The sequence below is a fragment of the Kribbella sp. NPDC050124 genome (assembly GCF_044460355.1).
GTDB lineage: Bacteria > Actinomycetota > Actinomycetes > Propionibacteriales > Kribbellaceae > Kribbella.
In genome coordinates, this window is sequence record NZ_JBITJU010000027.1 from 89,477 (window position 1) to 107,560 (window position 18,084).

At 68.1% G+C, this 18,084-nt stretch carries 19 protein-coding genes; 9 read left to right on the forward strand and 10 right to left on the reverse strand.

Going from position 1 to position 18,084, the window contains the following annotated elements:
- Positions 1-21: 21 nt before the first annotated feature.
- The 6 genes from ACIBL3_RS39800 to ACIBL3_RS39825 all read right to left on the reverse strand — a co-directional run bounded on the left by ACIBL3_RS39800 (position 22) and on the right by ACIBL3_RS39825 (position 6,121).
- Complete coding sequence (locus ACIBL3_RS39800) at positions 22-897, reverse strand: NAD(P)-dependent oxidoreductase (protein WP_396359154.1); 876 nt, start codon at positions 895-897, stop codon at positions 22-24.
- Positions 894-1,739 carry a class II fructose-bisphosphate aldolase gene (locus ACIBL3_RS39805; RefSeq protein ID WP_396359155.1) on the reverse strand — a complete coding sequence of 282 codons (846 nt, stop codon included), beginning with the start codon at positions 1,737-1,739 and terminating at the stop codon, positions 894-896. The genes ACIBL3_RS39800 and ACIBL3_RS39805 overlap by 4 nt, the downstream gene beginning before the upstream one ends.
- On the reverse strand, positions 1,739-3,175 hold the full coding sequence (locus ACIBL3_RS39810) for a four-carbon acid sugar kinase family protein (RefSeq protein ID WP_396359156.1): 1,437 nt from the start codon (positions 3,173-3,175) through the stop codon (positions 1,739-1,741). Before ACIBL3_RS39810 ends, ACIBL3_RS39805 begins: the two co-directional genes overlap by 1 nt.
- Positions 3,172-4,641, reverse strand: coding sequence for an MFS transporter (locus ACIBL3_RS39815; RefSeq protein WP_396359157.1), 1,470 nt, complete (start codon positions 4,639-4,641; stop codon positions 3,172-3,174). Before ACIBL3_RS39815 ends, ACIBL3_RS39810 begins: the two co-directional genes overlap by 4 nt.
- A 126-nt stretch (positions 4,642-4,767) precedes the next feature.
- The gene (locus tag ACIBL3_RS39820; protein ID WP_396359158.1) at positions 4,768-5,484 is read right to left on the reverse strand and encodes a GntR family transcriptional regulator; all 717 of its coding nucleotides are present in this window, start codon (positions 5,482-5,484) and stop codon (positions 4,768-4,770) included.
- Between the two features lie 124 nt (positions 5,485-5,608).
- Complete coding sequence (locus tag ACIBL3_RS39825) at positions 5,609-6,121, reverse strand: MarR family winged helix-turn-helix transcriptional regulator (RefSeq protein WP_396359159.1); 513 nt, start codon at positions 6,119-6,121, stop codon at positions 5,609-5,611.
- A gap of 91 nt (positions 6,122-6,212) precedes the next feature.
- Here ACIBL3_RS39825 and ACIBL3_RS39830 point away from each other — a divergent pair, with 91 nt between their 5' ends.
- The 7 genes from ACIBL3_RS39830 to ACIBL3_RS39860 all read left to right on the forward strand — a co-directional run bounded on the left by ACIBL3_RS39830 (position 6,213) and on the right by ACIBL3_RS39860 (position 14,433).
- Entirely contained in the window at positions 6,213-7,682 is a 1,470-nt protein-coding gene (locus ACIBL3_RS39830; RefSeq protein ID WP_396359160.1) for an MFS transporter, read from the forward strand.
- 11 nt (positions 7,683-7,693) lie between these two features.
- Entirely contained in the window at positions 7,694-9,070 is a 1,377-nt protein-coding gene (locus ACIBL3_RS39835) for a cytochrome ubiquinol oxidase subunit I (RefSeq protein ID WP_396359161.1), read from the forward strand.
- Positions 9,070-10,062: a cytochrome d ubiquinol oxidase subunit II gene (locus ACIBL3_RS39840; protein ID WP_396359162.1), complete on the forward strand. Its 993-nt coding sequence runs from the start codon at positions 9,070-9,072 to the stop codon at positions 10,060-10,062. Before ACIBL3_RS39835 ends, ACIBL3_RS39840 begins: the two co-directional genes overlap by 1 nt.
- On the forward strand, positions 10,059-10,292 hold the full coding sequence (locus ACIBL3_RS39845) for a hypothetical protein (protein WP_396359163.1): 234 nt from the start codon (positions 10,059-10,061) through the stop codon (positions 10,290-10,292). The genes ACIBL3_RS39840 and ACIBL3_RS39845 overlap by 4 nt, the downstream gene beginning before the upstream one ends.
- Positions 10,282-11,976, forward strand: coding sequence for an ATP-binding cassette domain-containing protein (locus tag ACIBL3_RS39850; RefSeq protein WP_396359164.1), 1,695 nt, complete (start codon positions 10,282-10,284; stop codon positions 11,974-11,976). Before ACIBL3_RS39845 ends, ACIBL3_RS39850 begins: the two co-directional genes overlap by 11 nt.
- Positions 11,973-13,493: an ATP-binding cassette domain-containing protein gene (locus tag ACIBL3_RS39855; RefSeq protein ID WP_396359165.1), complete on the forward strand. Its 1,521-nt coding sequence runs from the start codon at positions 11,973-11,975 to the stop codon at positions 13,491-13,493. Before ACIBL3_RS39850 ends, ACIBL3_RS39855 begins: the two co-directional genes overlap by 4 nt.
- 337 nt (positions 13,494-13,830) lie before the next feature.
- Entirely contained in the window at positions 13,831-14,433 is a 603-nt protein-coding gene (locus tag ACIBL3_RS39860) for a hypothetical protein (protein WP_396359166.1), read from the forward strand.
- A 277-nt stretch (positions 14,434-14,710) separates the two neighbouring features.
- Here ACIBL3_RS39860 and ACIBL3_RS39865 read toward each other — a convergent pair whose 3' ends face one another.
- The 3 genes from ACIBL3_RS39865 to ACIBL3_RS39875 all read right to left on the reverse strand — a co-directional run bounded on the left by ACIBL3_RS39865 (position 14,711) and on the right by ACIBL3_RS39875 (position 16,118).
- Positions 14,711-15,235 carry a hypothetical protein gene (locus ACIBL3_RS39865; protein WP_396359167.1) on the reverse strand — a complete coding sequence of 175 codons (525 nt, stop codon included), beginning with the start codon at positions 15,233-15,235 and terminating at the stop codon, positions 14,711-14,713.
- Between the two features lie 110 nt (positions 15,236-15,345).
- Positions 15,346-15,795 carry an SRPBCC domain-containing protein gene (locus tag ACIBL3_RS39870; protein ID WP_396359168.1) on the reverse strand — a complete coding sequence of 150 codons (450 nt, stop codon included), beginning with the start codon at positions 15,793-15,795 and terminating at the stop codon, positions 15,346-15,348.
- On the reverse strand, positions 15,792-16,118 hold the full coding sequence (locus ACIBL3_RS39875; protein ID WP_396359169.1) for an ArsR/SmtB family transcription factor: 327 nt from the start codon (positions 16,116-16,118) through the stop codon (positions 15,792-15,794). Before ACIBL3_RS39875 ends, ACIBL3_RS39870 begins: the two co-directional genes overlap by 4 nt.
- 88 nt (positions 16,119-16,206) lie before the next feature.
- Between ACIBL3_RS39875 and ACIBL3_RS39880 the strand changes: the two genes are divergently transcribed.
- Both ACIBL3_RS39880 and ACIBL3_RS39885 read left to right on the forward strand, forming a co-directional pair.
- Positions 16,207-16,638: an SRPBCC domain-containing protein gene (locus tag ACIBL3_RS39880; protein WP_396359170.1), complete on the forward strand. Its 432-nt coding sequence runs from the start codon at positions 16,207-16,209 to the stop codon at positions 16,636-16,638.
- A 22-nt stretch (positions 16,639-16,660) separates the two neighbouring features.
- Positions 16,661-17,119, forward strand: a complete 459-nt coding sequence (locus ACIBL3_RS39885) for an SRPBCC family protein (protein WP_396359171.1) — start codon at positions 16,661-16,663, stop codon at positions 17,117-17,119.
- Between the two features lie 84 nt (positions 17,120-17,203).
- Here ACIBL3_RS39885 and ACIBL3_RS39890 read toward each other — a convergent pair whose 3' ends face one another.
- Positions 17,204-18,013 (reverse strand): alpha/beta fold hydrolase, encoded by an 810-nt coding sequence (locus tag ACIBL3_RS39890; protein WP_396359172.1) that lies wholly within the window; start codon positions 18,011-18,013, stop codon positions 17,204-17,206.
- Positions 18,014-18,084: the final 71 nt, after the last annotated feature.

Here is an 18,084-nt window from a genome sequence, read left to right on the forward strand (position 1 = left end):
AAAGCTACCTGGCCTCGGGTGTCAGGCACGACCGCGGATGATGTCGTAGACGACGGAGTCGTCTTTGCGGCCGAGGCCCTTGCGGCGACCGGTGAGGTAGAGCTGTTCGGCTGTGGCGGCAAGTGGAGTGGGCTGCTCGACCGACTTCGCGGTGGCGGTGACGATGCCCATGTCCTTGACGAAGATGTCAAGGGCGCTGCGGACGTCGTCGAAGGCGCCGGCGACCATCCGGCCACCGCGGTCGGTGAACATGAAGGAGCCGGCGGCCCCGGACTTCAGCACCTCCCAGGTCGACTCGACGTCGAGGCCCATCGAGTCGGCCAGGGCCAGTGCCTCGCCGGCCGCGGCGATGTGGACGCCGCAGAGCAGTTGGTTGACCACCTTGACCTTCTGGCCGTCGCCGGGGTTCGGGCCGACCACTGGAGCGGTCGCGGCCAGCGCGTCGATGATCGGCCGGGATATGGCCAGGTCCTGCGCGGATCCCGACACCATCACCAGCAGTTCTCCCTTGGCAGCCCGGGCCACGCCGCCCGAGACCGGTGCGTCGACGAGGCCCACGCCGAGTTCGCCGAGGCGCCGGGCCCAGTCCTCCAGAGGGCCTGGACCGACGGTCGCCATCACGACGACGACTGTTCCGGGCTCGAGGTGATGGGCCGCGCCGCCATCGCCGAAGAGGACCGCCTCGACCTGGTCGGGGGTCGCCACCATCAGGACGAGGACTTTCCCAGCCGTCGCGGCTGCCCGGATCGAGTCGACGGCCGTCAGGCCCTCGCCGGCGAGTGATCGAGCCCGGTCCGGCGAGACGTCGTACGCCGTGACGAGGTGACCGGCCGCGGCGACGCACTGGGCCATCGGGCCGCCCATGGCGCCCAGGCCGATCCATCCGATGGTGGTCATGTCGGTTGCTCCTCGCGGGAAAGGGTGGTGATCTTCTCGGCGGCGACCGTCGTCATCGCCGCGACGGCGGTGCGCTGGATCCTCAGCAGGTCGTCGCCGTCCTGACTCAGTGCCTCTGCCAGCGCTGCTCGGTGGGCGTTGCGCAGCTCGGCGTTGACGTTGACCTTGACCACACCGGCCCCGACCGCAGCCGTCAGATTGTTGTCAGGTAGGCCCGACGCGCCGTGCAGTACGAGTGGGGTGCTGGTGCCGGCGGCGATCGCGGCCAACCGGTTGAGGTCGACGAGCATCGGTACGGCGCTGAGGCCGTGCACTGTGCCGACGGCGACGGCCATCGCGTCGACACCGGTCCGGAGCGCGAATTCGGCAGCCTGCAGGGGATTGGTCATCTCCCTGGCGGCGACGCCGGTGGATGTGTCCTCGTCGCCGGCAAGCGCGCCCAGCTCTCCTTCGACCCAGACGCCTTCGGCGTGGGCTCGTGCCACGACTGCGGCGGTCCGCTCCACGTTTTCGTCGAAGGGGAGGGCCGAGCCGTCGTACATCACCGAGCTGTAGCCGAGCTCAACAGCTCGGGTGATCTCGGCTTCGTCGGTGCAGTGGTCCAGATGGACGCCTACTTGCACCGACGCGCTCTCCGCGGCGGCCAGTGCCGCGGCGGCGAGCTCGCGGGCGCCGGTGACGCGGTACGAGCTGGCTCCAACACTCATCAGCACTGGTCGCTCGCAGCTCTCGGCGGCGTCGACCACCGCGCGGATCGACTCGAGGGTGTACACGGTGAAGGCGGCGATCGCGGTGCCCGCGGCCTGTTCGGCGGCGAGCAGATCGGTGCCACGGGCAAGCATCACTGGACTCCCTCGGTCGCGGCCCGGAGCCGGTCGAGGACCTGCGCCAGCGCGTCGACTCCACCCACATTGCCGGGAAAGACGACGTACGGACAGCCGACGACATCGGCCGGGGCCTCGTCCGGGGTGAACAGCGAGATCTGGCCCGGCAGGAACTGCCCGGCGACGGTGGCTCGCCGGATCCCCAGACCACGGACGGCGAGGTCGTGGGAGGTGATGCCGCCCTTGGCGATGACCCAGGCGGGGCGGGCCGCGCGGGCCCTCTCGACCACGGTGACGAGCGCCGTCGACACCGTGCGGGCGATGTCCAGACTCGCTTCCGGGTCGTTGTCCACGGCCACCAGATCGCGGCTGGTGCAGATCAGCACGTCCGATCGGGCGAGGGCGGCGACGATCCGCGCCGCGGTCTCGTCGATGTGGGTCGCCGCGACCGACGGGTCGAGCAAGGCCGGAACCTGGAGTTCGACCTCGACGAGGCCGCCGCGCTGCCGGGCCTCGTGCACCTGCCGGGTGGTCAGCCCGACGTGGCTGCCGACCGCGATGAGGCCGTGCCGGGTCCGGGCGGCGTCGATGGCAATGTCTGCCGGGCCGAGCACATCCTTCGCCTCGATACCGGCCAGCGCCCTGACGAACGAGGGCCCGGACCGGGTCAGGAAGGTCTTGCCGGCGTCCTGGGCAAGTTGCCGTCCGAGGGCGACCACTTCGAGATCGGCGTACGACGCGCAGTTGACGACCACCCAGCCGAGCCCGGACACCTCGGTGAGGATCTCGGCGACCCGCTCCGGGCCGCCGATCCGGATGTCGTCGAGCGACAGACTTCGGACGTCCGTCGCCGCGATTGTTCCGCCGGACCGTTCGGCGATGAAGTCCCGAAGGTTCGACGAGGTGTACCCGAAGGTCTTGTCCCGGGCGAACTCGGTGTCCCCGACCGGTGTCGGCACACCGTCGACGACAGCGAAATGGACGTCGTCCACGGTGAAGCGTCCTGCCTCGATCATGGCCGGGCAGAACAGCACGCCGTCCACCGGGCGGCCGCTGACGGTCAGGTGCTCGGCAGCGATCGCCTCGATCTCGGCGTGCACATGACCGCGCAGCGTGCTGTCGCTGCGAGACATGATGTCGACGGTTGCCCCGGACCCGGCGGCGAGGGTGTACAGGTCGGACGCGACGGTGCGGTTGAGGTCGACGGCGTGGCCTTCGTCCAGTGCCCGGGTGTTGGTGAGGATGAAGCAGGTGTCTCCGGCGGCGGCCAGGCCGGCGGCGTACTCGGATGGCTCGAGCACCGTCACGACGGAGACGCCGTGGACGGCCTGGGACCCGGTCGGGTCGTCGTCCAGGACGGCGAGTCTGTGGCCGGTCCGCCGGTTGTGCTCCCGGATCCGGGCGGCGGCGCCGGGGATCTCGAGCACGGCCGGCAGCGTCGGGGAGGTCGTCATGCCAAGGCCTTCTCGGACGAGGTGGAGATGGAACTGGGCGTGACCTTCAGTTTGCGGCCGACCGGCTCGATCTTGCCCTGGTAGCCCACGAAGGTGATGCAGGCGAACAGGACCATCCCGATCACGCCCACCCCGGCGATGGTGTACGTCGCCATGTCCTGGGCGTGAGCGTTGACGGCCAGTTGGGCGGCGTCGAGGGTGCCGGTCTTCGGCGGTGAGACGAAGCCGTAGGCGTTCAGGACGGCGGCCCGGATGTTCGGCGCGAAGAAGCCGCCGAGGTTGCCCAGCGAGTTGATCAGGCCGATGCCGGCGGCCGCGGCGGCGCCGGTCAGGATCGAGGCGGGGAAGGTCCACATGATCGGCTGGACCGAGACCAGCGAGCCTGCGACGAGGCAGAGGAAGGCGATCGCGACGACTGGTTCGGCCTTGAACAGCACCGATCCGGCGAGGCCGATCACGGCCAGCGAGTAGGCGAAGACGGCCGTCCACCGGCGCTGGCCGGTCTTGTCGGAGAACAGGGTGGTGTAGCGGGTGATCACCAGCGCGACCACCCAGGGGATGGCGGTGATGACACCGACCAGGAAGCCGACCTTCTGGCCGGTGAGTGCCTGGACCTGGCTCGGCAGGTAGAACGTGAAGCCGTACATGCAGATCTGGACGGAGAAGGAACACAGCGCGATGTACACCAGCCGGGGGTTGGTCAACGGCTTGTACCAGGGCTCGTGGTGGCCGCGGCCGGCGGCGGCCCGCTCCTCGTTGTCGAGCGCGATGGCAGAGTTCAGGACCTTCTTCTCCTCGGCGTTCAGCCACTTCGCGTCGTCCGGCTTGGAGTCCAGATAGAAGTAGACCCACACTCCGAAGATCACGGTGAGCAGACCCTCGAGACCGAACATCCACTGCCAGCCGGCCAGGCCGAGGACGCCGTGCAGGTCGAGGAAGGCGCCGGAGACGGGTCCTCCGAGGACATAGGCCAGCGGGATGCCCATCATGAACAACCCGGTGAATCGCGAGCGATACTCGGCCACTGCCCAGTAGGTGATGTAGAGGATGACGCCCGGGAACAGGCCGGCCTCCGCGACACCGAGCAGCACGCGGACGCCGTAGAAGATCCACTCGTTGTGCGCGAACGCCATCAGTGCGGAGATGACGCCCCAGGTCACCATGATCCGGGCCAGCCAGAACTTGGCGCCGACCCTGTGCAGGAGCAGGTTCGACGGAACCTCGAAGAAGGCGTAGGCGACGAAGAAGATGCCGGCCCCGAGGGCGTACGCCGCCTCGGTCAGGCCGGTGTCGGCCATGTACTCGGTCTTGGCGAAACCGATGTTCACCCGATCCAGGAAGGCCAGGGTGTACATCAGCAGCAGGACCGGCACCAGGCGCCACTGCACCTTGCGCATGATCGAGCCCAGCGTGGCCGCTGCGGCGTCGCCGGTGAGTGCGGCTGTACCGGTACGTGGGGATGGCATGGTCGGACCTCGATTCGTCAGAGCCCTGGGCGTCGGACTCAGCAGGCTCAGCGGGTGAGGCGAAAATCTATATAAAATAGATTTTGAGGTCCAGAGCGAGGTTTGTGTGACCTGCGTCACACGGAATTACCGGGGTTGGGCGGCCAGATCCTTCAGGGAGCGCTGGCGGATCTGGTTCATGTGGATGCGCATGGCGCCGATCGCGCCCGGCAGATCGCCCTGCTGGAACGCAGCCAGAATCGCGGCGTGCTCACGGACCGCGAACTGCGAGTCGTTCACGCCGACCACGACCCCCTGGCGCCGCCGATGCAGGTGCCCGCCCAGTCCCTCGGCCATCTGTACGACGTACCGGTTGCTCGACCGGTGGAGGATCGCCAGGTGGAAAGACCAGTCGGCCTCGAAGTACTCCCGTTGCCGAGCCGTCACCGACGGATCGCCGGCCGGTAGCTCGGCCAGGCGCTGAGCCGCTGCCGCATGCTTCTCCTGAGCGGCCTCGAGCTGGCGAACCAAGTTGTCCAGCTCGCCGGAGATCAACTCCATCGCCCCGAGCTCCAGCAGCTCCCTCGCGTCGACGAGCTCCGACATCTGAGCTTCGGCCAACAGCGGGGCCACCCGATAGCCCTTCTGCGCGACGCGGGTCACCAGGCCGGTCGTCTCGATCCTGGCCAACGCCTCACGGACCGGTGTGGGGGACACGTTCAGCAAGCTGGCGAGATGCTCGATCCGCAGCGCCTGTCCCGGCTCGACCCTGCCGCTGATCAGCAGGTCGATGAGCGCCTCGTAGACCCGGTCGCTGAGGACGAGCCGGTCACTCTCGTCCAGCGGGCTCACCGGCAAGGACACGGCTGCCCCCTTCCACGAAATGTGCACCGATACTCGATCCGTAGCCTAACCTGCCGCCGCCCGGCTCGAGGTGCAGTTGCATCGCTCGGTGGGGACGGGCCGCAGGACACGGCCGGCGTGCTGGTTACGCGGGTGGGTGGCGTGAGGGGGACTGGGGGCGGGACTTCGCCAAGCCGTCCCTGATGGTGGTGAGCAGGGTGAGGGTGGCATCGAGGTGCGTGTCGTCGCCGCCGGCCGCAGTGCTGACGGCGGTCGCCCATTCGTGCCTCACCAGGGCGGAGTTGGCGCGGCCGTGTTCTGTCGGGCTGACGGTGACGCCGCGGCCGTCGGCCGGGCTGGCCTGCCGCTGGATCATGCCCTTGTGCTCCAGGGTGCGCAGCGTCGTGGAGAGGTTGGTGCGCTGGAGTCCGGTGGCGGCGGCGATCTGGCTGGGCGCAGCTGCTGCTTCGTCCTGGAGCAGGTAGCGCATCACCATGCCTTCGGACTGGGTCAGGCCGACCGCCTCCGGGTCGGTGTAGCCGCGGTACTGGATCTCCCGGCTGATGACCAACGCCAGGTCGGCGAGGTCGGCCCAGCCCTTCCCGGCTGATCTGCGGGCTCTCCGGGGGCTTCGTCGCGGCGATGGGTTCTTCGTCACACCGGCAGCATAGTTGATTGCCTGGCCATAGTTATGGGGACATACTAATTCTGTTCAGATAGTTATCTCCTCATAGTTAGTTGGAGAAGCGATGGCCGTCACTCTTTCCCCCCGGCAGGCCGGGGGCGCCTCGCCCCGTGCTGTTGCGCTGGCCGGCGGGCTGCACCCCGTCGGCGTGTTGTTCCTGCTCGCGGGCGCGTTCCTGCCGATCATGGATTTCTTCATCACCAACGTCGCCTTGCCGAGCATCGATGCGTCGCTGAACGCGTCGGCGTCAGAGCTCGAGCTGGTGATCGCCGGGTACGGCGTCGCCTACGCCGCCCTCCTGGTCCTCGGCGGCCGGCTGGGCGACCGCTTCGGCCGCCACCGTGTCTTCCTCGGCGCACTCGTCGGCTTCATCGTGGCTTCGGCGGTCTGCGGTTTCGCTCCGACTGTCGCCGTACTGATCGCCGCCCGCATCGTGCAGGGCGCGACCGCCGCGCTGCTCGTCCCGCAGGTGCTTGCGACCTTCCATCACACGCTCGAGCACGAGCGCAAGGCACGGGCTCTTGCCCTGTATGGCGCGACGTCCGGTATCGCGGCCGTGGTCGGTCAGTTGGTCGGCGGCTTGCTGGTCAGCGCGGACATCGCCGGGGCATCGTGGCGGCCGATCTTTCTGGTCAACGTGCCGATCGGGCTGGTGGTGCTGGTCGTTGCCGCCCGCATCGTGCCCGACACCCGTTCGGATCACCCGGTCGGGGTCGACCTGCCTGGCACGGTGTTGTTCGCCGCCACGCTCACCGCTCTGCTGGTTCCGCTCACCGAGGGCCATTCGCTGGGATGGCCATGGTGGACGTGGACGATGATTGCCCTCGCCGTCGTCCTCGGAGTCATCACTGCCATGGTCGAGCGCCGCGCGGAGCGGAGCGGCCGGATTCCGTTGCTACCGCCGTCGCTGCTCAAACTTCCGTCGATGTCGCGTGGCCTCGTGATGCTATTCGCGTTCAGCATCGGGTTCGGCGCGTTCATGTTCGTCTTCGCGCTCACCGTCCAGGACGGTCTCCACCAAGACGCACTGCATGGCGGCCTGGCGATCCTGCCGATGGCGTCGATGTTCTTCCTCGGCTCGGTGTTCGCGCCGCGGCTGATCGGCCGCTTCGGGCGGGCCGCGCTGTCGGCCGGTGCGGTCATCCAGCTCGCCGGCCTCGCGTCACTGGTTGCGGTCGTTGTCGATCGCTGGCCGCACGTCGAGCTGTGGGATCTGGCGGTCCCGCTGGCGCTGTCCGGTGCCGGTGGGTCGATGCTGTTCGCGGGACTGTTCCGCAGCGTGCTCGCCGACGTACCGACTCACCTCGGTGGTGTGGGCAGCGGCGTACTGATCACCTTGCAGCAAAGCGGCCTGGCCCTCGGCGTGGCCACCCTCGGCACCCTCTACCTGGTGCGCGCTGAGCAAAACACACCACAGGCTTTCGCCGTGGTGGAGTGTGTGCAGATGGTCATCATCGCTCTGCTGGCCATCGGCGCTGCCGCGCTGCCGCGCTTCACGAAGGTCGCGGCCGACATGCCTGTCATCGATGCCTGAGCGGAGTTGAGATGAGTCTGCTCGATCTGTCCCGGTGGCAGTTCGCCATCACGGTGATGTTCCACATGACGTTTCCGGCCATCACGGTCGGGCTGTCGATCCTGCTCTGCGTCCTGTACGGGATGTACTGGAAGTCCGGCAAAGCCGTGTACCTGCAGATGTTCCGGTTCTGGCGGCGCGTGTTCGCGGTCGGCTTCGCGATCGGTGTCGTGGCCGGCATCGTGATCACCTTCGAGATGGGGCTGAACTGGGGCGGGTACGCGGCCAGGACCGGCCCGATCATCGGCCCGATCATCGGTATGGAGGTCGTCACCGCGTTCTTCGTCGAGGCCGGTTTCATCGGCGTCCTGCTGTACGGCGACGGCCGGGTGCGGCAGGCAACGATGTTCGTCTCGACGGTGATGGTGTCGCTCGGCACGCTCTTGTCGTCGACCTGGATCATCGCCGCGAACTCGTGGATGCAGACGCCGGCCGGGTTCGTCGTACGCAACGGCCGGTTCGAACCCACCGACTGGGTGGACGCGATCTTCAACCACTCGTTCGTCTGGCGGTGGCCGCACATGGTGCTCGCCGTACTGATCTCGGCCGCGTTCTTCGTGGCCGGGATCGGCGCCTACTACCTGGTCAAGGGACGAGCGTCAGCGTTCGCTCGACGATCGGTGTCGATCGCTCTCGGGGTGGCGACATTGCTGGTGCCGGTGCAGGTCTTCGTCGGGGATCACACTGCCGGCGCGGTGCTGCCGTCCCAGTTGTCGAAGCTGGAGGCGTTGGAGGGCAACTGGACGGAAGGCAACACCGGATTCGTTCTGTTCGCGATCCCCGACCAGCAGGCTCAGCGCAACCTCGTCGAACTGAACATCCCGTGTCTTGGAAGTGCGGTCAATCGGGACCTTACCTGCAAGACCGCGATCCCAGGGCTTGATCTGACACCGCAGGCCGATCGGCCGGACATGGCGCCGGTCTTCTGGGGCTTCCGGGTGATGTTCCTCGCGGCGCTGCTGATGTTCGGCACCGTCTGCTACGCCACGATCCTGCGCTTCCGCCGGAGACTGTGGACCTCCAGACGATTCCACCAGTTCCTGCTCTGGACGACACCGGCAGGCATCCTCGCGATCCTCGGCGGATGGGCAACCGCGGAGACCGGTCGTCAGCCCTGGGTGGTGTTCGGCCAGCTCCGCACCTCCGATGCCGTCTCGCACCTGGCGCCTGGTGAGCTCGTGTTCTCGGTGGTCGGCTTCTCCGTGCTGTATGTCGTGATGCTGGTCGCGTACATCGCCTACATCGTGCACACGGTGCGGATCGGTCCCGACCATGCCGACCCCGGCGAACGTCACCCGATCCTCGACCCGGCACTCACGGCCGGCCTGGCCGGCGGGAGGGCGAACTGATGGCCACGATCTGGTTCTTGCTCATCCTGCTGTGTGTGGTGATGTACGTCGTGCTGGACGGCTACGACCTGGGGATCGGCATAGCCTCCTTGATCGAACCGGACGCCAGCTGCCGGCACGAGATGCTCGAACAGGTCGCCCAGGCCTGGGACGGCAACGAGACCTGGCTGGTTCTGCTCGGTGTGAGTCTGTGGGCCGGGTTCCCGGCAGCCTTCGGCGTCATGCTGCCGCACGCCTACGTGCCGGTGATCGTCATGTTGTTCGGGCTGATCGTCCGCGGAGTGAGTGTGGAGATGGCGTCGCAGACTCATCCCGCGCCTCGCTGGGAGCGAGCTTTCGGCGCTGCCTCGCTGGTCGCGGCGCTCGCACAGGGCGTCGCCGTTGCGACCCTGACAGCTGACCTGACCGTAGGTTCGGCGTTCGGCGGGATCGGTTGGTTCTCCGGACTGTCCGCAGTGACCGTCGTCTGTGGCTATCTGGCGCTCGGATACGCCTACATGAAGTGGAAGGCAACCGGGGAACTCCGTGTCCGAGCAGGACGGCGCGGAACGGTCAGCGCAGGACTGGCATCAGTGCTGCTTGTTGCGTGCCTCCTGGCGGTCGGCGGCACGGCAACCCCGCTCAGGCTGGACAGCCCGGCGCGGAGCATCGCGTTCGCCGGGCTCCTGCTGTTCGCCGCGGGCGGCATGGTGACGAGTCTGCTGACGCTGCGCTCCGCTTCGCCGTACGACGGAATCCCTCTCGCGGGCCTGGTCACCGCCGTGGTGGCGCTGGTCATCGCTCTGGTGGTGGCCCGCTATCCGGTCCTCGCGTCACCTGATCTGACGCTCACGAACACAGCGGCTCCGTCCGGCACGCTGGCGTTTCTTGCGGTCGGAGTCGGGCTCAATGTGCCGCTGATCCTGTTCTACAACTGGTTCGCTCACCATGCCTTTCGCGACAAGCTCGCCGCCAACCACCTCTCCAACGGAATGACAGGAGTCGACCGATGAGCAGGGGATCCCAGGTCGCAGGCAGGGTGAGCCGGCTGCTCGCTCGTACGGTGCTGACCGTCGTCTTCGTCGTCGTTGCCTGGCTGCTCTACTGCGTCTGCCAGGGCATGTTCTCCGGCTATCCGAAGTACCACAGTCATCTGCTCAGCATCGTCGGCATGATTCTCATCGTCCTGACCGGCGGGATCGCATGGATCATCGACGAACACCGGATGCAAGATGACGACTGACCAGCCCGGGGCAACTGTCGAGGCGCGCAGGTGGCTCGCGGCGGCTGCGTCGCCGGGCCGTCGGTCGCTGCTGTCCGCCGCCGGCTGCCAGGCACTCGAGACGACGTTCACCGTCGTCCAGTGGACGGGCCTGGCGTGGGTCGCGCAGTACGTGCTCGACGGCGCACTGCCGAGCTGGCAGAGTGCGGGCGCTCTCTTCGGCGGTGGCCTCCTGGCGGCGGGAGCCGCCTGGAATACGGCGCGATTCCAGGCAGCCGGCCGCCGACGAATCGCTCACGTCCTTCGGTGGCGTCTGGTCGCCGGGCTGCTGCCGGCCGGACGGCGGCACGCAGAGCCAGACGCCGCGACGGCTGCAGTCGCAACGGTGGAGTTGACCGACGACATCGCGGACTTTCACGCGCAGAGCTTTCCGCAGCGACTGTCTGCTCCCGTGTCGATCGCGCTGATCCTCGTCGTCACAACGCTCGTGGAGTGGCCGGCTGCCGTGATCCTGCTGCTGGCCAGTCTGCTCATCCCGCTGAACATGCGGCTCGTTGGCTTGTTCGCCAAAGAGGGCGCCGACGCACAGGCAGCGGCCGGCGCAAGGCTCGCAGCCGTCGTACTCGACAGCTTCCGGGGCCTGCCGACGCTGCGGAACATCGGGGCGCTGGAACGTCGCCGTGCCGAGCTGGCCCGCGCGGGCGGCGATCTGAACGCGACCACCATCGCCGTGGTCCGGCGGGCCTCGCTCTCCGGCGCGGTGATGGACGTGGTCATCACCTTCTCCATCGCGGCCAATGCGACGTACGTCGGTCTGTCCCTGCTCGGCTACGTGCGGATCGGTGCCGCGCCCGGCATGACGCTGTTCCGTGGTCTGCTCGCTCTGCTGATCTGCCCGATGTACTTCCAGCCGATGCGGGCCATGGCGGCCGCCTTCCACAGCAGGGAACGGGCGCTGGCGGCGGTACCGGCGGTCAGGCGGTTGCTGGTCGAGCCCGCGTCGAATTCTGAACGTGTCCCGCCCTCGGGCGACCGTCCGACCGTGGTCGTGGACAACGTCTCGCTCCGCTTCCCGGCAGCCGACGAACCGACGTTGAACGGCGTGAATCTGACAGTTCATGCGGGTCGGTGGACAGCCGTGGCCGGGCCGTCCGGCGCCGGCAAGACCACATTGTTGTCGCTGATCGCCGGAGTACGCGAGCCGAGTGGAGGGTCCGTCCGGTGGCTGACGCCGACTGGAGCTTCGGCGCCGCGGCTCGGCGGCTGCGCCTGGATCGGTCAGCAGACCGTCCTGCTTCCGGGGTCGATCGGTGACAACATCCGGATCGGGCGACCGGATGCCGGCCGGGCAGACGTCGAGCGGGCGGTCGCCGCGGCCGGGCTGGCGGAGCTCGTCGAAGGACTTCCGCGGGGACTGGACACGCCGCTGGGGGAGGACGGCTGGGGCCTGTCGACCGGCGAGGCGCGACGTATCGCGATCGCCCGGGCGTTCCTGAGCGACGCGGGTCTGTGGGTCCTGGACGAGCCGACCGCGCACCTCGACGCGGACGCGGAGGCTCAGATCATCGTTGCGCTACGCAACGCCACGCGGGGTCGCACGGTAGTGGTGGCCACGCACTCGACGGCCCTTGCCGGGTCGGCCGACATCCTCCTCGGTGTTGCGGACGGGGCCGTCCACACCGTGCGGGAGGCGACGCGAGTATGACCGCAAAGAAGCTCGCAGGTATCGGCCTCCTGCTGGCAGTTCTGGCAGAGGCCTGCTCCGTCGGGCTGCTCGGACTTTCCGGATGGTTCATCGCCTCGTCGGCCATGGCCGGCGCCTACAGTGCGTTCTCCTACCTCGCGCCCAGCGGTGGGGTGCGCGCGTTCGCCCTGGGCAGGATCGCGGCCGGCTATGCCAACCGGGTCGTCCTGCATGCCGCGGCGCTACGCCGGATCGGCGTTGCCAGGCTCGCTGTGTACGACCGGGCCGCCAGATCCGAAGGCGCCGGGTGGTCCGGACAATCGCTGGACCGCGTCATGGCCGACGCGGACACAACCGGCATGGCGGTCATGCAGGCCACGACACCGGTGGTCGTCGCCGGTGTGACGACCGCGGGCGGCTGCGTCGTACTCGTCCTCGCCGGCTGTCCGCTCGCGGCGCTGACACTGGCGGCAGGCGTGATCGCCTGCGCCGTCCTCGCGGTGTCTTCCGCGCGACGAATGGATGACACGACCCGAACCCGTGGTCTGCTGCGGACCGAACTGGTGGCTGCGGTCGAGGCATGGCCCGAGATGGCGTCTCTGGGCGTCACCGACCAGTTGGTGCGGCGCACCCTGCAACGCCTGGAAACCTTCGAGGACAGGCGGAACCGCCACGCGGCAACGACTGCGCGTGCCCTGGGCGGCACGCGAGCATTGACGGCTGCCGCGCTGCTCCTCGCCGTGCTGCACACAGCGCGGTCCGGTGCCACGACTGCGACGGTGGTCTTCGTCGGTCTGCTCACCGCCGGTGTCATGGCCAACGCCGAGCGCCTGGTGACAGCCGCGGCCGCGTGGGTCCAATCTCGCCACGCCGAGGCTCAGCTCGCGTCGGTGGGCGAGGACGAGGCCCGCCGATCCGAGGCCGACAGGACCTTCCGGGCCACGTACGACGGTCGCTGCCTCACAGTCTCCGGATACCGACTGCACGACACACCCACGCGGGACGCGCGCGAGATCGCATTCGCTGTCGACGCCGGCCAAACGCTGCTCATCACCGGCCCGTCCGGCAGTGGAAAGACCACGCTCGTCAACGCAATCGCGACGACACTGCGGCGACAACCCGGTCCCGTCGTCACCGCCGTACTGGCCGACGACTATCTGTTCACCGGCACGATTGCAGACAATCTCCGCCTCGCCAACCCCTCCGCAAACGACGCCGACTTCGCCGAACTGCTTGCAGCGATGGCCCTGGACCGCGCCGGAGTGGAACCGCAGACCAGCCTCGGCGTCGGCGGTCGCAACCTGTCCGGCGGCGAACAGCGCCGACTCCACCTCGCCCGTGCCCTCGCCACCCAGCCCGACGTTCTCCTCATCGACGAGCCGACGACCGGGCTTGACGCCGACACAGCCGGACAAGTCCTCCACGCCGTACGTCGTCGGCTGCCGCAAGCGGTCCTCATCCTGGCGATGCACCATCAGCCGGCGGATACGCAACTCCTCGGCCCCAACTGGACCACGGTGTCACTCGGGTATCGCTAGTGGTCGGGCTCTGGCGCTCGAGGCTGCGGTCCAGTGCGGCGGTCGCCTGGGCGTCGACCGCGTGTTGAGCCTCCTCCTGCGCCACCCGCTCGGCATCCCGCCCGCTCAACTCGTCCTCGACCAGCACGACGACGTCGTACATCAAGACCACCTACTTTGCGCGAAGCGTCGGTCGCCGCACCGAGCCGTGGGCCTTGGGCAACCGGCGCCAGAGTTCCAAGCGGAGGGCTCGGCGTCCGTTGTGACAAATCGGGGACCAGTCCGACGAAGTTGGCCACTAGGCGTGAATTTGTGTCCGCGAAGAGTGATCATGGAGGTGAAGTAGGGATGTGAGGTCGTGGCGACGGATCTGCGGCCCGGTGTTCGGGCCGGTCTCGGAGTCGGCGGGCTGGTGCTCGTCGCGGTAGGGGTCCTGCTCGCCTTCCGAGGTGCCAGCGACCTGACGTCGCTCGGAGCGTTGATCGTCGGCGCCGTGCTCGGTGTGGCTGCGATCAGTGGTCGCCTTCCGAACGAGGTCGGCCTGCAGCGTGTGACCTTCGGGGCTCAGGATCGCAGTGCTCAGACCTATCGAGAGGCGTTGTACGGCGCTGTCCGCGAAGCGCTGCCGGAACTGAGCCCACCGAGCCGCGACAAGGACTGGCATCCCCGACGACCGACGTACTGGGTCGACGAGCTCCAGCTTCGTGTGGTGATCCGCTGGGCGCCGGACCGGTCGGTTCACCTGGACGTGTCCACAGTCGAGTCGGACGTAGTGGGCACGCGGGATGCCGTCGCGGTACTGCTTGTCACGAACGTCGACGAGGTCGATGACTTGCAATCCGCCGTACGGTCCACCATCGGAGAGCGTGCTGCAGTAGTGCGCTGGCGCTCGACCGACGACAATGCGGCCCTTCGCCGTGTCGCGCGCGGCCTCGGAGCCCCGAAGGGCCCACCGCAATAGGTGCGTTCACTCCTTCACGCTTGTGGCGGCGGTCGTCCGCCTGACCCCGTGTCCTTGTCGGCGCAGATGTGTGCGTCGACGTCGGGCGGGGCTGTGGTGTGGAGTGTCAGCGAGCCGTGCTTCGCCGACGCCGCCGTCGTCCTAGGCCTGGCAGCAGGTGCGCTCACCTTCGACGAGGCCTCCATCGACGTCGAAGGGGACAGATCTGCCGTGCGAGCGCTATTCGACCGTCGACGTACTGCGCCCGGCGGCCGCTCCGCACGGGCCTAGCCGGTGATCAGACCGGGGCCGCTTCGCCGGCGGCTGTGACGGCGAGCCAGAGGCCGCCGAAGCCGGGGATGTTGTGGCATTTGACCTCGTTCTTGTCCTCGTGGGCGTAGAAGTACAGCGGGTGTCCGCCGTACGTGACCTGGGTGGTGCCGTCAGTTCTCCTGGTTGTGCCGAGCAAGGACTGCTCGACCCGGCCGAGTGCCTTCGGCATCGCCTTTGTCAGAACCGGCGGCCACGCCTCGGCGCAGGCGTCGTAGCACTCCGAGGTCGCTGTCTTCTCCTTGTCGAACAGGTAGATGGCCTGTCCGGTGCTGTCGAACAGAACCTCGCCGAAGTTGCTAGCGGCAACCTGGATGCCGGTCCCGGTTGGGGTAGCTGTCCCAGGTGGCGTCGAGCGGTCCGTTGGTGTCGGTTGTGGTGGCGAGCTCTGGGCGGGAGCAGGGGTTGTGGTCGGCTCCGGTCCCGCCTCGGTGCCGCCTCCGCAGCCGGCCAGCGCGAGCCCGCAAACTGTCAGCACGGCCACTATCCGCATCTGGATCAGCTCCGATGTACGACGTACCCGGTGGTTTCGACTGTACTGCGCACGCAGCCGACCCGACCGATTCCGTCAGCGGACCGTAAGCGATGTCCGCCTCGTTGGTGTCACGCGTCGACGCTGGTGTCCGGGCCTGGGTCGCCGCCGGTGGCGCGGGTGGTGAGGCGATCCAGGTAGTGGTCCCAGCCGCTGCGGTGGGCGTCGAGGGCCGGGAAGGGCAGGCCGGTGTGCACGAGCGTCAGCAAGGTACTGTCGTTGCTGTCGGCAACCAAGGTGATCTCGACGGTGCTCGACCCGGGTGGGACCGGCGATCCGTCGCCTTCCCAACCCCAGGTGAACACGAGCCGGTGGTGCGGTTCGACGACGACGAACCGTCCGGACGCGAATCCGTCGCCGCGGACGTTCATCCGGAACACGCCGCCGGGCCGGGCGTCGATCTCGGCGGTGATGCCCTGCCAGGACAGCCAGCGGTCGCGGTCGGTGAAGAAGCTGAACACAGTGTCCGGGCGGGCGCGGATGGTTCGCCGGACGATGACAGCTGCGGGGTCGTCGTTCACTGGTCATCACCCGCTTCGGCGGCTTCGGCCTCTTCGGCGAGGGTGGCGAGGTCGTCGAGTTGGGTCGCCCACTGTGCTTCCAGGTAGGCGGACAGCGGCCCGAGGGCTGCGCGGTCGGCTTGGTAGAAGCGTCGGGTCCCCGACGGGCGCACTGTGACGAGTCCCGCCTCGCGCAGGATCCGCAGATGTTGCGAGACGGCCCCGAACGTGACATCGAAGGCGTCGGCGAGCTCACCGGCGGTCCGTTCCTGGGTCCAGCACAGGCGCAGGATCGCCTGGCGGCGCGGCTCGGCGATCACGGCCAGCACTCCGGTGTTTGCCACGGAAGAAGTTTAGCAGTGACTAAAGCTTGTCAGAGTTCGCTCGCGCAGGTAATTTTAGTGACTACTAAAGAAGTTGGAGGGGCAGGACATGGCCGACATGCATCACCTCGTCGCTGTCGAGAAGGCTGACGCCGCGGCGGCGTACTCGGCGTTGACCACGCAGGACGGCATCACGGCTTGGTGGACCAGCCGGGCCGACGTGCCCGGGGCGGCGGTCGGAGACATGCTGAAGATGAGCTTCCCGGATGCGCCGATCACCTGGGACATGCGGATCGAACAGGTCGACGAGCCGCTCCGGCTTGAGTGGTTGTGTGCCGGCGGCCCACCCGGGTGGGAAACGACTCGGGTCCGGTGGGATGTCGAGGCGAATGAGACGGGCGTCGTCGTCCGGCTCGATCACGAGGGATTCGCCGCCGTCGACGACATGTTCCGCATTGTGACGGTCGGGTGGGCGCAGATGCTGCTGTCGCTCAAGGCGTACCTGGAGACCGGCGTCCGGAAGCCCTTCTTCAACTTCTGATCCGTGGCATAGGGGAACGCTGATGTCTGTCGATGTCGAGACGGCTGTGGTGATCGATCGTGCCGTCGGCGAGGTGGCGGCGTACGCGGCGGATCCGTCGAACGCGCCGGAGTGGTACGCGAACATCGAGTCGGTGACCTGGCAGACGCCGCCGCCGGTCGGGGTCGGGTCGCGGATGGACTTCGTCGCGCACTTCCTCGGGCGGCGGCTTGCGTACCAGTACGAGGTCGTGGACCTGGTGCCGGGTCGTCGATTGGTGATGCGTACGGCGCAGGGTCCGTTCCCGATGGAGACGACGTACGGCTGGGAGGCGCTGGGCGAGTCGAGCACCCGGATGACGCTGCGCAACCGCGGTGAACCGGCCGGCTTCGCCCGGGTCGCGGCGCCTGCCATGGTCGCGGCGATGCGCCGGGCCAACACCAAGGATCTGGCGGCGATCAAGCGCATCCTCGAAGCTCGGCCGTCCGACCGTCAGGAGTGACTGCCGGGCACACTGGGTCGGTCGTCAAACTGCCTCGAGACCGGGTGGCCGAGCTTGTCGCCGGCGGCAGGTGGCTGGGCCCTGTCAGCGCAGTGCGCGGTCCAGGGTGATCCGCGCGTAGTCGTCGGGATGTGTCATGTGAGGTACATGCCCTGCGCCGACGTATACATGGCGCTCGGCGTGCGGCAACGCCGTCGCGATGCGATCGAGGATCGGTGCGAACATCGGTGGGCTCTGGTCGCCCCGGGTGAGCAGCACCGGCTTCGTGTACGTCGCCAGGGCATTGCGGTCGATCGTGAGGCAGTCGGGATCGCGGAGTTCATCGAGGTACGTCGGTGCGTTCGCGATGAATGTACGGCGTACCGGTTCCGGGAGCTGCGCCCACTGCCCTGGACCGAGCGCGATGGTTTCGACGAACAGTTCCGCGGCGGCGGCATCGTCCGCAGCCTCGAGCAGCCTGCGCACCGGCGCGATGCGTTGCCCGAAGGCTTCCACGACGGCTGCGAACGCGGGATCGCCGGACAGCAGCGGCACGCCGGGCGGCTCATGTACGGCGATGCCCCGAATCAGATCGGGCTGCGCGACAGCCAGTCGGAGCGTGATCAGCGCGCCGTACGAGTTGCCGCAGACATAGGCCGGGGCCAGGTCGAGCGCCTCGATCAGCGCTGCGAGATCGGAGACGTGATCGTGCACCGAGCCCGCTGTGGGCGGGCGTTCACTGCGGCTGTGACCCCGCCGGTCGTAGGAGACGACTGTGCAATGTCTGGCCAGCATCGGTACGACAGGCAGCCAGTTGCCCGCGTCACCCCACGAGCCATGAACCAGGACGACACTGGGGCCCGATCCCACAGCCGTGTGGTGGAGTCCGAGCCCGTTGACTGTGGCCGTAACCATCCCCAAGCTCCTGTCGAGTGCAGGCCGTCTGACGCGGCCGGTGGATTCCACCGTCACTCGACGTCCAGGCA

Coding starts and splice junctions, on each gene's coding strand:
- ACIBL3_RS39800 (WP_396359154.1), bottom strand. CDS start 897: ATGACCACCATCGGATGGATCGGCCTGGGCGCCATGGGCGGCCCGATG.
- ACIBL3_RS39805 (WP_396359155.1), bottom strand. CDS start 1,739: ATGCTTGCCCGTGGCACCGATCTGCTCGCCGCCGAACAGGCCGCGGGC.
- ACIBL3_RS39810 (WP_396359156.1), bottom strand. CDS start 3,175: ATGACGACCTCCCCGACGCTGCCGGCCGTGCTCGAGATCCCCGGCGCC.
- ACIBL3_RS39815 (WP_396359157.1), bottom strand. CDS start 4,641: ATGCCATCCCCACGTACCGGTACAGCCGCACTCACCGGCGACGCCGCA.
- ACIBL3_RS39830 (WP_396359160.1), top strand. CDS start 6,213: ATGGCCGTCACTCTTTCCCCCCGGCAGGCCGGGGGCGCCTCGCCCCGT.
- ACIBL3_RS39835 (WP_396359161.1), top strand. CDS start 7,694: ATGAGTCTGCTCGATCTGTCCCGGTGGCAGTTCGCCATCACGGTGATG.
- ACIBL3_RS39840 (WP_396359162.1), top strand. CDS start 9,070: ATGGCCACGATCTGGTTCTTGCTCATCCTGCTGTGTGTGGTGATGTAC.
- ACIBL3_RS39845 (WP_396359163.1), top strand. CDS start 10,059: ATGAGCAGGGGATCCCAGGTCGCAGGCAGGGTGAGCCGGCTGCTCGCT.
- ACIBL3_RS39850 (WP_396359164.1), top strand. CDS start 10,282: ATGACGACTGACCAGCCCGGGGCAACTGTCGAGGCGCGCAGGTGGCTC.
- ACIBL3_RS39855 (WP_396359165.1), top strand. CDS start 11,973: ATGACCGCAAAGAAGCTCGCAGGTATCGGCCTCCTGCTGGCAGTTCTG.
- ACIBL3_RS39865 (WP_396359167.1), bottom strand. CDS start 15,235: ATGCGGATAGTGGCCGTGCTGACAGTTTGCGGGCTCGCGCTGGCCGGC.
- ACIBL3_RS39880 (WP_396359170.1), top strand. CDS start 16,207: ATGGCCGACATGCATCACCTCGTCGCTGTCGAGAAGGCTGACGCCGCG.
- ACIBL3_RS39885 (WP_396359171.1), top strand. CDS start 16,661: ATGTCTGTCGATGTCGAGACGGCTGTGGTGATCGATCGTGCCGTCGGC.
- ACIBL3_RS39890 (WP_396359172.1), bottom strand. CDS start 18,013: ATGGTTACGGCCACAGTCAACGGGCTCGGACTCCACCACACGGCTGTG.